12 protein-coding genes are annotated in these 13,768 nt (G+C 66.9%); 7 read left to right on the top strand and 5 right to left on the bottom strand.

The window, feature by feature from the left end; all coding sequences use genetic code 11:
• Nucleotides 1-224: 224 nt before the first annotated feature.
• The 3 genes from AC1ZV1_RS30080 to AC1ZV1_RS30070 all read right to left on the bottom strand — a co-directional run bounded on the left by AC1ZV1_RS30080 (nt 225) and on the right by AC1ZV1_RS30070 (nt 4,093).
• Nucleotides 225-560, bottom strand: a complete 336-nt coding sequence (locus AC1ZV1_RS30080) for a DUF2388 domain-containing protein (RefSeq protein WP_484294941.1) — start codon at nt 558-560, stop codon at nt 225-227.
• Between the two features lie 85 nt (nt 561-645).
• On the bottom strand, nt 646-1,620 hold the full coding sequence (locus tag AC1ZV1_RS30075) for an AEC family transporter (protein WP_484294940.1): 975 nt from the start codon (nt 1,618-1,620) through the stop codon (nt 646-648).
• 79 nt (nt 1,621-1,699) lie between these two features.
• The gene (locus tag AC1ZV1_RS30070) at nt 1,700-4,093 is read right to left on the bottom strand and encodes a carbohydrate-binding family V/XII (protein WP_484294939.1); all 2,394 of its coding nucleotides are present in this window, start codon (nt 4,091-4,093) and stop codon (nt 1,700-1,702) included.
• A 320-nt stretch (nt 4,094-4,413) separates the two neighbouring features.
• Between AC1ZV1_RS30070 and AC1ZV1_RS30065 the strand changes: the two genes are divergently transcribed.
• The 4 genes from AC1ZV1_RS30065 (at nt 4,414) to AC1ZV1_RS30050 (ending at nt 8,838) form a co-directional block, all read left to right on the top strand.
• Nucleotides 4,414-5,388, top strand: a complete 975-nt coding sequence (locus AC1ZV1_RS30065) for an ABC transporter substrate-binding protein (protein ID WP_484294938.1) — start codon at nt 4,414-4,416, stop codon at nt 5,386-5,388.
• Nucleotides 5,389-5,443: 55 nt separating this feature from the next.
• Nucleotides 5,444-6,250, top strand: a complete 807-nt coding sequence (locus AC1ZV1_RS30060) for an ABC transporter permease (RefSeq protein WP_484294937.1) — start codon at nt 5,444-5,446, stop codon at nt 6,248-6,250.
• Entirely contained in the window at nt 6,238-7,071 is an 834-nt protein-coding gene (locus tag AC1ZV1_RS30055; protein ID WP_484294936.1) for an ABC transporter ATP-binding protein, read from the top strand. The genes AC1ZV1_RS30060 and AC1ZV1_RS30055 overlap by 13 nt, the downstream gene beginning before the upstream one ends.
• A 138-nt stretch (nt 7,072-7,209) precedes the next feature.
• Complete coding sequence (locus AC1ZV1_RS30050; RefSeq protein ID WP_484294935.1) at nt 7,210-8,838, top strand: GMC family oxidoreductase; 1,629 nt, start codon at nt 7,210-7,212, stop codon at nt 8,836-8,838.
• Nucleotides 8,839-8,960: 122 nt separating this feature from the next.
• On the opposite strand, the gene AC1ZV1_RS30045 is transcribed toward AC1ZV1_RS30050, so the two are convergent.
• Both AC1ZV1_RS30045 and AC1ZV1_RS30040 read right to left on the bottom strand, forming a co-directional pair.
• Nucleotides 8,961-9,431 carry a nuclear transport factor 2 family protein gene (locus AC1ZV1_RS30045; RefSeq protein ID WP_484294934.1) on the bottom strand — a complete coding sequence of 157 codons (471 nt, stop codon included), beginning with the start codon at nt 9,429-9,431 and terminating at the stop codon, nt 8,961-8,963.
• A gap of 167 nt (nt 9,432-9,598) precedes the next feature.
• Nucleotides 9,599-10,597, bottom strand: coding sequence for a GlxA family transcriptional regulator (locus AC1ZV1_RS30040; protein WP_484294933.1), 999 nt, complete (start codon nt 10,595-10,597; stop codon nt 9,599-9,601).
• Nucleotides 10,598-10,824: 227 nt separating this feature from the next.
• On the opposite strand from AC1ZV1_RS30040, the gene AC1ZV1_RS30035 reads away from it, so the two are divergent.
• The 3 genes from AC1ZV1_RS30035 to AC1ZV1_RS30025 all read left to right on the top strand — a co-directional run bounded on the left by AC1ZV1_RS30035 (nt 10,825) and on the right by AC1ZV1_RS30025 (nt 13,748).
• Complete coding sequence (locus tag AC1ZV1_RS30035) at nt 10,825-11,763, top strand: choline ABC transporter substrate-binding protein (protein WP_484294932.1); 939 nt, start codon at nt 10,825-10,827, stop codon at nt 11,761-11,763.
• A gap of 73 nt (nt 11,764-11,836) precedes the next feature.
• On the top strand, nt 11,837-12,721 hold the full coding sequence (gene cdhC, locus AC1ZV1_RS30030; RefSeq protein ID WP_484294931.1) for a 3-dehydrocarnitine:acetyl-CoA trimethylamine transferase CdhC: 885 nt from the start codon (nt 11,837-11,839) through the stop codon (nt 12,719-12,721).
• A gap of 61 nt (nt 12,722-12,782) precedes the next feature.
• On the top strand, nt 12,783-13,748 hold the full coding sequence (locus AC1ZV1_RS30025) for an L-carnitine dehydrogenase (RefSeq protein ID WP_484294930.1): 966 nt from the start codon (nt 12,783-12,785) through the stop codon (nt 13,746-13,748).
• Nucleotides 13,749-13,768: the final 20 nt, after the last annotated feature.

Here is a 13,768-nt window from a genome sequence, read left to right as displayed (position 1 = left end):
TAAGCACGTGCAGTGCGGACGGAGTCGGGGCGGACAGGAACAGGACAGGGGGCATGGGCGATCACCGATTGTTGTTTTTGTACGCTGCGCGAACGCAGGTTCGGCCGGGAGGACCGAGGCGGCGATGCTAGGGGGTCAGGCTTTCAGCAGGCTTTCGGCCACGCGATATCGGACAAGGTCCCGATGACGGGGCCTGGATGGCGACGCAGTCGGGGCGATGGGGATCAGGGATGGACCAGAATCGCCTGAACCAGGGTGGCGTCGTCGACGGCGGCCAAACGCTGGTCCTGGCGCAGTTCACGCAAGGCGGACTGCAGGTACGGGCCGCTGATTTCACCGTTGCTGGCGACATGCGTAGCCGCATCATCCTTGGCGTCGTGCAGCTTGTCGCCGGCCATGTCGGTCAGGCCCTTGCTGAGCGTGGTGATGAGAAACGGGGCGAGCGTGGTGGCGATGCCCACCATGGTCGGTGCGCCGATATCTTCGGCAGACGCCGATGGCAGGTGTGCCCACAGCGCGAGCATGAGGCAGGCGGTTCGACAATCCTTGTAGCGCGGCATGGAGAACTCAGTATCCATCTGAGAAAGGCGGCGATGGTCCCAAGTGTGGCGCCTGGGTTCAAGGTCTTGTCAGTGATTGTGCGAATCACCCAAGCGCCTGGACCGCGCCCATCACCACCAGCAGGCTGGCGCCGGCCAGCAGCGTCTGCAGGGTGATGATCCCGGCCATCAGTCCGCTTTCGCCACCCAGTTGGCGGGTCAGAACGTAAGCGGTCGGGGCGGTGGGCAAGGCGAAGAACAGCACCAGCAGCGCGCTCTCCAGGGACGGCAGGGCGAGCAGGCGGGTGATGGTGAAGGCCAGCAGGGGCATGGCCAGCAGGCGGATCGCGCAGTTCCAGCCCAGCGCCGAGGCTTCCGCGCGCAACTCCTGCGGATGCAGCGCTGCGCCCACGCAGAGCAGGCCCAGCGGCAGGCTGGCCACCGCCAGCAGATTGAATAGCCGGTCACTGCCACCGGGCAGGCCGATGCCGCTCACGTTGAGCACAGCGCCGGCCACGCAGGCGAGGATCAGCGGGTTCTTCGAGATCGGCAGCAGCAGCGAACGCAGGCTGATGCCGCGCTCGGCGGTCAGCGCCCAGACCGACATCACGTTCACCGTCGGCACCATCAGCGCCAGCATCAGCGCGGCGAGGGTCAGCCCCGGTTTGCCGTACAGGCTGCCGACGGCGGCCAGACCCAGGTAGGTGTTGAAGCGCAGGACGCCCTGGGCGATGGCGCCGAAGCGAGCCGCGTTCCAGCCGCGCAGGCGCTTGGCAATCAGCAGGGCGATCCAGGCGAAGCCCAGGCCCAGCATCACGGCGAGCGCCTGGCGGGCCAGGCCGGGGTCGTTCAACGGCGCGCTGGCGAGGCTGCTGGCCAGCAGCGCGGGGAACAGGATGAAGTAGTTGAGGCGCTCCGCCGCCGGCCAGAAGGCGTCGCCGGGAAAGCCGTTGCGGCGCAGCACGAAGCCGCCGACGATCAGCGCAAACAACGGCCAGAGGGCCTGGAACAGAGCGGTCACGGTAGTCCCGAGAGGGTGGTGGTAGCGGGCATCTTGCCGAGGGCGTGTGGAGAAGGGCAAGGCGTGTGGATAAGTTTTTCGCGCCGCCCGGAGCGGTTTTCCACAGTCGAGAGTGCTGTGGAAAACCTTGTCCACAGCGTCAGCGGCGCAATCCTCCGCCTCCCAGATGCCCACCGCCGAAATGCCCGCCACCGAAGCCGCCACTGCCCCATTGCCGTTGGGTCTGGTTGAAGCGCTGCTGGCCGGTCTGCCGCGACTGGTACTGCTGATCCAACTGGTTGCGCACGTTGGCCTGGCCCGGCTGTACCGGTTGCCAGCCATTGTCCGTGTGCTGCTGCCAGCCGTTTTCGGTGTGCTGGTAGACGTTGCCGTCGTGGCCGGCATAGACGTCGCCGTTCTTCCAGGCCACCGCGTTGCCAGTGCGCCGGTTATAGCTGATGCCCTGGCTTTGCTTGTCGTAGCTGTCGCGGCCTTCGTCCACGTCGCCCTTCACACCGCGCTCGGCGATGGTGGTGCGGCCGGTCTGGGCATTGTGGGTGGCGACCTGGCGTCCGGCGACGAAATCGCCGCTGTCGCTATGTGCGGCCACTCCGCTGCGCCCGGCGCCGGAGATGCCGGTGGACGCATTGGAGAAGGACCCGCGACGGCCAGCGGCGGCGTCATCGCTGTACGGGTTGAAGGCGGCGCCGCGGGCGCCCTCGTAGTGCGTACCGGTGCGCGGGTTGTAGCCCACGGCGGAGCTGCCCTGCCACTGGGTGCCGGTCCAGCCGTTGTAGCCGTAGGCGTGGGTGACGGTACCCTGGCCCCAGCGGCCATAGAAGTTCGCCTGGTTGACGTTGGCGTAGCTCCAGCCGCCGTGGGGATAGGGTCCCCAGTACGGTCCCCAGTAGGGCTCCGGCGCGCCCCACCAGGCACCGGCGGCGTAGCCGAAGGCGAAGCCGGTCAGCGCACCGACGGCAAAGCCCGCACCGTAGCCGTATGTGGGCGGATAGCCGTAGTAGACGGTCTGGCTGACGTAGGCGGGGTAGGTGTAGCCGGTGCCATAGACCACCGTGCCGTCGCTGTTCACCACCACGCCCAGGTAGCCGGGCGTGTAGCCCACCACCACGGTCTGCGGAGTGACCGAGTAGATGTGCACGTAGGTCACGTAATAGACCGGCGAGCTGGGCGGGATGCCGTAGATCGCCGCCGGCACGTCGGTCGCGACCTGCCATGGGCCGGTGGCGCTGGGGGCGACGAACCAGACGCCGTTGGTGACGGCGAAGAACTGGTTGGAGGCGACCTCGATCACCGGCGTCGGGCTGTTCACCGCGTACTGCAGGCTGGTGCCGGTGATGGGCTGGAAGTGGGGCGCGCCGTCGTAGCTGACCGTCATGGTCGCCTTGCTGCGCGAGACGGACGCCGTCTGCGGAATGCTCGCGGCAATCACCGCTTCCTTCGCCTGCGGGGTGCCGGGGACCGACACCAGTACGTTGGCCTTCGGATCCTTGGGCGAGATCTTCGCGAAGTCGGCGGGCAGGTCCTTGCCTTCGACGAACTGCCACGGTCCTTGCTCGCCAGGACCGCTGAACCAGCGCCCGGAGAGCAGCACGTACCAGGTGTTGTGGGTCGGGTCGACGAACACCGCGTGATCGGCGTTCTGCAGGGCCAGCAGGCCGACGCCATCCACCGGCTGTAGCTGCGCGGTGCCGTCGCTGACGATCAGTTCGGTGGGCTGGGTCGCCACCAGGACGGCCGGCGCCTTGCCCGGCACCTTGCCGTCCTTGGGCAGCAGCGCATCCACCGGGCCGGCTTTCTCCGCCACCTGCTGCGCGGTGAGCAAGGCCTTGGGCGGCTTGCTCAACACCAGCCAGCTACCGTCCAGCGCCTGGGCCGTGTACCAGTTGCCGGCGGCGTTCAGGTAATGGTTGCCCTGCGCATCACGCAGGATCAGCACACGGCTGTTGAGGACCCGTTGGAAGTCGCTGCTCGGCAGCGCCTGCCAGTTCGGCTGGCCGTCGATCATCACCAGTACGGTCGGGGTCGCCGCGAAGACGATCTGTGGCGCGTCGTTCTTCACGTCCACGTGGCGCAGCTGGTCCAGTTGCTGGTTCACCGCATAGCTGGCCTGCAGCTCGTCGAGGGAGACGGTCAGGCCGCCCTTGGGCAGGCGTGCTATCAGCGCGTCGCGCACCTTGCCGGCGCTGTCCGGGGCGGTCGGTACGTCCACCTTGTCGATGCGCAGGTCGGTGAGCTGTACCAGGGCGCTGTCCTTGTCGATGGCGGCAGCAGCGGAAAACTGCGCCACGCCGTAAGTCGGTGCACCGTTGGCCGGGCCGACGGCGATGGCCGCGCGGCCGCTCATGCGGGTGCCGTCCCAGTCCTCGATCTGCGGCTGGAATATCTGCACGTGCTGGTCGCCCAGGGCGAAGTCCCGTGGCCATTTCAGCTCGGTGGCAGCGGAGGGCTGCGGATCGGCGGCGAGGGTGGGAGCGAGGGGCAGCGACAGCCCGATGGCAAGCACCCAGGCGGACAGAACGGGGCGTAACGCCATGCTGGAAACCTTCCTTGAGGAGAGCTGCGTTCAACCATAGTGCAGCGCGGAACAACCCGCGCGCGGCCGGGCTCTCCCCTGCGCCATGCTGGTGCAATTTTCCCTGCAAGGCAGCTTTTTCTTATGGCGCAACGACATATTTAATAATTTTCCGAGCCTCCTGCTTCGGCCACCATCGGCCTGTCAGACATGTCGCGAGACAAAGCCTCTCAGATGCTGAGCCGCAGAGCTCGATGCCGCCCATGTCCCGGTTCTACCGGCCTCCTGGCCACTGCCGCAGTAAATCAACAACAAAAGCCAAACGGCTGTGGGAGTGCTTCATGATCAAGTCCTTGCTCGTGCGTTCCATCGCGTGTTCCGCCCTGGCTCTCGCCGCCGCTTCCGGCGCGCAGGCCGGTACCCTGTCCATCGGCCATACCACCTGGGTTGGCTACGGCACCCTGTACCTCGCCCGCGACCTGGGCTACTTCAAGGAGCAGGGCCTCGACCTGCAGCTGACCACCATCGAGGAAGCCTCGATGTACATGGCGGCCCAGGCCTCCGGCCAGTTGTCCGGCTCCGCCTCCACCATCGACGAAATCCTCAAGTACCGCCCGAAGTTCTGCTTCAAGGCCGTGGCCGCGCTGGACGACAGCCATGGCGGCGACGGTGTGCTGGTGGGCAAGGACGTCACCTCGCTCAGCCAGCTCAAGGGCCAGGAAGTGGCGGTCAACGAAGGCTCCGTCTCGCAGTTCTGGCTGGCCTACCTGCTCAAGCACGCCGGCATGAACATGAGCGACATCAAGGTGCAGAACATGACCGCCGATGACGCGGCCAGCGCCTTCATCGCCGGCCGTGTGCCCGCCGCCGTGACCTGGGAGCCGCATCTCTCGCTGGTGCGCGAGAAGCAGCAGGGCAAGGTGCTGGTAGACAGCTCCACCACCCCCGGCGTGATCGTCGACGTGGTCGCGCTCAACTGCGACGTCATCGAGAAGCAGCCCGAGGACGTGAAGGCCCTGGTCAAAGGCCTGTACAAGGCCGTGCAGTACACCCAGGAGCACCCGGACGAGGCCTACGCGATCATGGCCAAGGGCGTCGGCGGCTACCTCGCCGATCCCAAGGCCCTGGCCGACGCTGCCAAGGGCGTGCGCTTCTACGACAAGGCCATGAGCGAGCAACTCATCGGCACCCCCGGCAAGCCTGGCGACATCAAGGGTTTGATCCGTCTCGCCAACGAGACCTGGAGCGGCCTGCAGGGCAAGCGCCTGGAAGTCAGCTACGACGACCTGGTCGATCCGCGCTTCGTCTCCGAGTAACCGTCTCTCTTGTCCCCGCGAGCGGCCTGGCGCCGCTCGCCTGGAGGAATCCGCGATGCCTCGTCGTTCGCAATCCTGGCTCAGTCGTTGCCTGACGCCCAAGGTCGACCTGCCGTTGAAGCTGGTCTGGTCTGCCGGCACCCTGTGCTGGCTGCTCGTGTTCGGTCTGTGGGCCGGGCTTTCATACGGCGGCGTGGTGCCGGCGATGTTCCTGCCCACCCCGGACGCAGTCATCGCCGCCGGCATGCGCCTGGCCAGTGACGGCACCCTCGCCACCCACGTGATGGCCAGCGTCAAGGTGGTGATGATCGGCTTCATCATCTCCTCGCTGGTGGCGGTGCCGCTCGGGCTGCTGATGGGCAGCTTCCGCATCGTCCAGGCCTTCCTCGAACCGCTGGTGAACTTCATCCGCTACCTGCCGGTGACCTCCTTCGTGCCGCTGTTCATCCTGTGGATCGGCATCGGCCTGGAACAGCGCGTCACCGTGATCATCTTCGGCGTGTTCTTCCAGCAACTGGTGATGATTGCCGACGTCTCCCGCGGCGTCGCCAAGGACCTGGTGAACGCCTCCTATACCCTGGGCTGCAACCGTCGCGACGTGGTCCTCCACGTGCTCGGCCCGGCCTCGCTGCCCGGCGTGCTCGACACCCTGCGCGTGACCATGGGCTGGGCCTGGACCTACCTGGTGGTCGCCGAACTGGTCGCCGCCTCCAGCGGCCTGGGCTACATCAGCCTGAAGGCCATGCGCGGTTTCCAGGTCGACGTGATCTTCCTGGCGATCGCCATCATCGGCCTGCTGGGCCTGATCACCGACCAACTCTTCCGATTCATCCGACTGAAGGTGGCGTCATGGGCGCAGTAGCGATCAAGCAGGAAGAACCCGCCGTGACCGGTCAGCAACCTGCCCACCCGGCCCGCCTGCGGGTCGAGAACGTCAGCCTGCGCTACCGCACGCCGGACGGCGGCACCTTCAGCGCGCTGGAGAACGTCTCCTTCGAAGTGCCGGACCAGCAGTTCGCCGTGATTGTCGGGCCGTCGGGCTGCGGCAAGTCGAGCCTGCTGTACCTCACTGCCGGCCTGTCCGAACCCACCGAGGGCGATATCTACGTCGGCGGCCAGCTGGTGGACGGCCCCGGGGCCGACCGCGGCATGGTGTTCCAGAGCTACACCCTGTTCCCCTGGCTCACCGTGCGCCAGAACGTCGAGTTCGGCCTGAAGCGCCGCGGCATGCCGGCGGCCGAGCGGCGCGAGATCGTCGACCACTACCTCGACGAAGTCGGCCTGCGCCGCTTCGAGAACAACTACCCCAAGCAGCTCTCCGGCGGAATGATGCAGCGCGTGGCAATTGCCCGCGCGCTGGCCAACGACCCGCAGATCCTGCTGATGGACGAGCCCTTCGGCGCGCTCGACAGCCAGACCCGCATGCAGATGCAGCAACTGCTGCTGCGCGTGTGGGACCACAGCAAGAAGACCGTGGTGTTCGTCACCCACGACATCGACGAGGCCATCCTGCTGGGCGACCGCGTCTACGTCATGGGCGCACGCCCCGGCCGCATCAAGCAGATCCTCGACGTGCCCATCGAGCGCCCGCGCTCGCTGGACATGGTCATGGATCGCCCGTTCATCGAGATGAAGCGCGAGATCCTCGGGCTGCTCCACGACGACCTGGAAGAAGCGCACTGACCTGCCGCCGGCTGGCGCCTCCTGCAGGGCGCCGGCTGATGCGGTGATTCGCTGCAGCACCGTTCGGCCCCCTGTCCTTCGGGACAGGGTTGGGGTGAGGGGTTCTGCGATTCACGCACGACTCATTGGGAGCCCCCCTTGTCTTCAAACCACGATTCCACCTACGACTATCTCATCGTCGGCGCCGGCTCCGCCGGCTGCGTCCTGGCCAACCGCCTGAGCGCCGACCCGTCCGTGCGCGTCTGCCTGCTGGAGGCCGGCGGCAGCGACGCCAGTCCGCGCGTGCAGACCCCGGCCGGCACCATCACCCTGTACAAGAGCAAGGTGTTCAGCTGGAACTTCTACTCCGCGCCGCAGAAGCGCCTGAACAACCGCTCGCTGCACTGCCCGCGCGGCAAGGCGCTGGGCGGCTCCAGCTCGATGAACAGCATGATCTACATCCGTGGCCACGCCTCGGACTACGACCGCTGGGAAGCCGAAGGCTGCCCGGGCTGGGGCTGGAAGGACGTGCTGCCGTTCTTCAAGAAATCCGAACGCAACCTGCTTGGCCAGGACCCGGCGCTGCACGGCACCCTGGGCGAACTGGTGGTGGACAAGCCACGCGACCCCAACCCGCTGTCGCACCTGTTCATCAAGGCTGCCGCGCACCTGGGGCTGCGCCGCAACGATGACTTCAACGGCCGCGAGTTCGAAGGTGTCGGCATCTACAACGTGACTCAGAAGGACGCCAGGCGCCTGAGCAGTTACCGCGCTTTCGTCGCGCCGTTGCAGCGCCCCAACCTCAGCGTACTGACCGACCGCCAGGTGGGCCGCCTGCTGCTCGACGGCGAGCGCGTCACCGGTATCGAACTGCGCAGCGGCGAACGCCTGCTGGCGCGTCGCGAAGTGATCCTCTCGGCTGGCTCCCTCGGCTCACCGCAAATTCTCCTGGCCTCCGGCATTGGCCCGGGTGAGGAGCTGAAGGCCGCTGGCATCCCGGTGAAGCACGACCTGCCGGGCGTGGGCAAGAACCTCCAGGACCACCTCGACGGCCTGGTCACGGTGCGCTCGCCGAGCCCGCTGAGCCTGGGCTTCTCCCTCGGCTCGCTGCCGCAGATCCTGCTCTCGCCGTTCAAGTATCTGCTGGCGAAGAGGGGCTGGCTGACCACCAACTACGTCGAGGCCGGCGGCTTCGCACGCACCCCGCTGGCGGACGAGCTGGCCGACGTGCAGTTCCACTTCGTGCCCGGTTACCGCAGCCACCGTGGCCGCCTGTTCGAATGGGGCCATGGCTTCGCGGTGCATACCTGCGTACTGCGGCCGAAGAGCATCGGCGAGCTGCGCGTGAAGCCCGGTGGCGACATCGAGATCGACTACAACTTCCTCGCCAACGAGGAAGACGGCCGCGTGCTGGTGGAGGGCGTGAAGCTGGCGCGCAAGATCCTCGCCCAGCCGGAGTTCGACAGCATCCGTGGCGCCGAGATGCTCCCAGGCCCGCAGGTGCAGACCGACGAACAACTGCTGGAACACCTGCGCGAATACGCGGCCACCGTGTTCCACCCGGTGGGCACCTGCAAGATGGGCGAAGACCCGCAGGCGGTGGTCGACCTGCGCCTGCGCGTGCATGGCCTCAAAGGCCTGCGCGTGGTGGATGCGTCGATCATGCCGACGCTCATCAGCGGCAACACCAACGCGCCCTGCATCATGCTCGGCGAGCGCGCGGCGGCAATGATCCTGGAAGACAGCCGCGCGACTTCTGCAGCTCCTTCTCACGCCGTGCCAGCCTGATAGCCGAGTGGTAGGGCGCGTTATGCGCCCTACGGGGTTTTCCACAGGGCGTATCGGCTGACGATGGGTATTGCTCCACGCCATCCTGCGGGTGCCTCAGGCGTCCCTGTGGATAACTGCCCTTACAGCCCCAGCTCACTCAACGACGGATGATCGTCCGGCCGGCGGCCCTGCGGCCAACGGAACAGGCGCTCGTCCTCGCTGATCGGCAGGTCGTTGATGCTGGCGTGGCGCTCGACCATCAGGCCGTTCTCGTCGAACGCCCAGTTCTCGTTGCCGTAGGAGCGGAACCAGTTGCCCGAGTCGTCGTGCCATTCGTAGGCGAAGCGCACGGCGATGCGGTTGTCGGTGAAGGCCCAGAGCTCCTTGATCAGCCGGTACTGCTGCTCGCGCACCCATTTGCCGGTGAGGAACTGGACGATCTGCTCGCGCCCCTGGACGAAGGTGGCGCGGTTGCGCCAGCGGCTGTCCGGTGTATAGGCCAGCGACACGCGGTGGGGATCGCGGCTGTTCCAGCCGTCCTCGGCGAGGCGGACTTTCTGGATGGCGGTTTCGCGGGTGAACGGCGGCAGCGGGGGACGGGCTTCGCTCATGGTGGTCTCCAGAGATCGTGAAGGTTGGACGCTGGTCTCCATACTCCGCCCGACCCCGGATGGGGTAAATGACGGTAATCCCACAGATATTGCCAATCGACTGTGAAGGGCCGTCTGTTGCTTTGACGTGACACCGATCCTCGCGGCCTCTCCCCAGTCCTCTCCCTTCAGGGAGAGGGCTGGGGAGAGGGGTTCCCGGCCACTGCACCATGATTCCCCGTCACCTTCCTCAACCCCACCCGATCCTGGCTGGGGCACACGCCGAACTTCGCCCGGTAGCTGCGCGACAGGTACGAGGGCGTCTCGAAGCCGCAGGCCACGCCGATCTCCAGCACGCTCATGTCGGTCTGGCGCAGCAGCTGGCGCGCCTTGTCCAGGCGCAGGCCGAGGTAAAAGTTCGACGGGGTATCGTTCAGGTGCAGGCGGAACAGGCGTTCGAGCTGGCGCCGGGTCACCTGGATGCGCTCGGCCAGCTCCAGTGTCGACAGCGGCGGCTCGGTGTGCCGTTCCATCTCGCCGATCACCTGCACCAGCTTGCGATTGCTCACCCCGTAGCGGCTGGCGACCTGCAGGCGCTGGTGGTCCTGGCGGGTGCGGATTCGCCCGACCACGAACTGCTCCGACACCTGCACTGCCAGCGCCGGCCCGTGGTCCTGGGCGATCAGGTCGAGCATCAGGTCGATGGAGGCGGTGCCGCCGGCGGACGTGATGCGCGCCCCGTCGATCTCGAACAGCTCCTGGGTCGCCTGCACCTGTGGATACGTTTCCCGAAAGGCATCCAGCGCCTCCCAGTGCACCGTGCAGCGCTGGCGCTGCAGCAGCCCGGCTTCGGCCAGCACGAAGCTGCCGGTGTCGATGCCGCCCAGGGTGACGCCTTCGCGGTCCAGGCGCTTGAGCCAGTGCAGCAACGCCGGGCTGCAGGCGCGCAGCGGCTCGAAGCCGGCCACCACCAGCAGCGTATCGCCCGCGCGCAGCGCTTCCAGGCCGCTGTCGGCGTTCATCGACATGCCGTTGCTGGCCAGCACCGGACCACCGTCCAGGCTCATCAGGTGCCAGCGGTACAGCTCGCCGCGAAAGCGGTTGGCCACCCGCAGCGGCTCCACGGCGGAAACGAAGCCCATCACCGAAAAACCGGGCAACAGCAGGAACCAGAAGTCTTGGGACATGGCGGGTACCGTGCAATGGAGGGCAGCGTAGTGGCAGCCTGCCCATGCTTATGAACCAAGGACGTCGCGCTGGCAATCGGGGAGGTCGCTGCTGTGCAAGAGCTGGTCGCCGCAGTGCGATTCACGGCCCCTGCAGCTGCGTAACGTGATCACCACAGCCCCCCGTGAGGGGCCGCATGACACACAACAACGATAACCAACGCCGCAAAGGCCTTGAGGGAGAAGTCATGAAGCTATCGATCCAAGCGCTCGGCTGTGCCGCGCTCATGCTCGCCGCCACCACCAGCTGGGCCGCAGAGCCCGCCCAGTGCCAGAACGTGCGCATGGGAACGGTGAACTGGACCGACGTGGTGGCCAGCAGTGCCGTGGCCGAGGCCGTGCTCGACGGGCTGGGCTACAAGGTCAAGCAGACCAGCGCCTCGCAGCAGATCGTCCTCGCTGGCATGGCCGACAAGCAGCTCGACGTCTTCCTCGGCTACTGGCAACCGACCATGCAGCCGGTGGCCAAACCCTACCTCGACAAGCAGCAGATCGACGTGATCACCCCGCCGACCCTGCCTGACGCGCAGTCCACCTACGCCGTCCCGAGCTACGTCTACGACGGCGGTCTGAAGACCTTCGCCGACATCGCCAAGTTCAAGGACAAGCTGAGCAACAAGATCTACCTGATCGAGCCCGGCAGCGGCTCCAACCGCATCACCGCCGACATGATCGCCAAGGACAAGTTCGGCCTGAAGGGCTTCCAGATCGTCGAGTCCAGCGAGGCCGGCATGCTCACCGCGGTCAAGCGCGCCATCAAGCGCAAGCAGTGGGTGGTGTTCTTCGGCTGGAAGCCGCACCCGATGAACCTGCAGATCGACATGAAGTACCTCACCGGCAGCGACGACGTGTTCGGCCCGAACGAAGGCTCCGCGACCGTCTCCATCATGACCGCCGGTGGCTACCAGGCGCAGTGCGGCAACGTCGCCAAGCTGCTGCACAACCTCACGTTCAGCAGCGAGCAGGTGAGCCAGGTGATGGTCCCGATCCTCGACCGCAGCCAGCCGGTGGACGCCGCCAAGGCCTGGCTGAAACAGAACCCCGAGCCGCTCAAGGCCTGGCTCGACGGCGTGACCACCTTCGACGGCAAGGACGGCCTCGCTGCCGTTCAGGCCTCGCTGAAGTAACCCACTACCAGTAACTCCCTGCGCGTCGCCCGGCGCGCAGCGGGTTCGTTCGACCCGAAGAAGGACTGCCATCGTGAACTATGAAGTCATTGTCACCTGCGCGGTGACCGGCGCCGGCGACACCGTCGGCAAGCACCCGGCGATTCCCGTCACCCCGAAGGAAATCGCCGCCGCCGCCATCGAGGCCGCCAAGGCCGGCGCCACCGTCGCCCACTGCCACGTCCGCGACCCGCAGACCGGCAAGCCCAGCCGCGACGTGAACCTCTATCGCGAAGTGGTCGAACGCATCCGCGAGAGCGACACCGACGTCATCATCAACCTCACCGCCGGCATGGGCGGCGACCTGCAGATCGGCCAGGGCGAGCAGCCGCTGGAGTTCGGCGCCGGCACCGACCTGGTCGGCCCGCTGGAGCGCCTCAAGCACGTCGAGGAACTGCTGCCGGAAATCTGCACCTTGGACTGCGGCACCCTGAACTTCGGCGACGGCGACTTCATCTACGTCTCCACCCCGGCCCAGCTGCGCGCTGGCGCCAAGCGCATCACCGAGCTGGGTGTGAAGGCCGAGCTGGAAATCTTCGACACCGGCCACCTCTGGTTCGCCAAGCAGATGCTCAAGGAAGGCCTGCTGGAAGACCCGCTGATCCAGATCTGCCTCGGCATCCCGTGGGGCGCTCCGGCGGACACCACCACCATGAAGGCCATGGCCGACAACATCCCTGACGGCCTGACCTGGGCCGGCTTCGGCATCGGCCGTTCGCAGATGCCCATGGTCGCCCAGGCCATGCTGTTGGGCGGCAACGTGCGGGTCGGCCTGGAGGACAACATCTGGCTGGACCGTGGCGTGCACGCCAGTAACGGCCAATTGGTCGAGCGCGCCATCGAGATCATCGAGCGCCTGGGCGGCCGCGCGCTGAGCCCGGCCGAGGGACGCAAGAAGATGAACCTCAAGCCGCGCTGATCCAATCACCCTGCAGACGAACTGCCCTTCGTAGGCCTACCGAAATCATCGGAGTGTCTTCATGCCTTTCATCACCGACATCAAAACCTTCGCCGCCCTCGGCAGCGGCGTCATCGGCAGCGGCTGGGTCGCCCGCGCCCTGGCCCACGGCCTTGACGTCGTCGCCTGGGACCCGGCTCCCGGCGCCGAAGCAGCGCTGCGTGCGCGCGTCGCCAACGCCTGGCCGGCGCTGGAAAAGGCCGGCCTCGCCCCTGGCGCCTCGCCCGATCGCCTGCGCTTCGTCGCCACCATCGAAGCGTGCGTGCGCGACGCCGACTTCATCCAGGAGAGCGCCCCCGAACGCCTCGACCTGAAGTGCGAGTTGCACGCCAAGATCAGTGCTGCCGCCAAGCCCGACGCGCTCATCGGCTCCAGCACCTCGGGCCTGCTGCCCAGCGAGTTCTACGCCGATGCCACGCACCCCGAGCGCTGCGTGGTCGGTCACCCGTTCAACCCGGTGTACCTGCTGCCGCTGGTGGAAGTGGTGGGCGGTGCGAAGACCGCCCCGGAAGCCGTCCAGGCCGCCATCCAGGTCTACCAATCCCTCGGCATGCGCCCGCTGCACGTGCGCAAGGAAGTCCCCGGCTTCATCGCCGACCGCCTGCTCGAGGCCCTCTGGCGCGAAGCGCTGCACCTGGTCAACGACGGCGTCGCCAGCACTGGCGAGATCGACGATGCGATCCGCTTCGGCGCCGGCCTGCGCTGGTCCTTCATGGGCACCTTCCTCACCTACACCCTGGCCGGCGGCAATGCCGGTATGCGCCACTTCATGGCCCAGTTCGGGCCGGCGCTGCAGCTGCCCTGGACCTACCTGCCGGCGCCGGAACTGACCGATACCCTGATCGATCGCGTCGTGGAAGGCACCGCCGAGCAGCAGGGCAGCCGCAGCATCGCCGAACTGGAACGCTACCGCGACGACTGCCTGCTGGCGGTGCTCGGCGCCATCAAGGAGACCAAGTCCAGGCACGGCTTCGCCTTCGCCGACTAACCTCACGGTTCATCATTCGC

This window comes from Pseudomonas sp. BB438 (assembly GCF_057180225.1).
The sequence above is the reverse complement of the archived record's forward strand: the minus strand, read 5'-3'. Positions and strand labels throughout refer to the sequence as shown.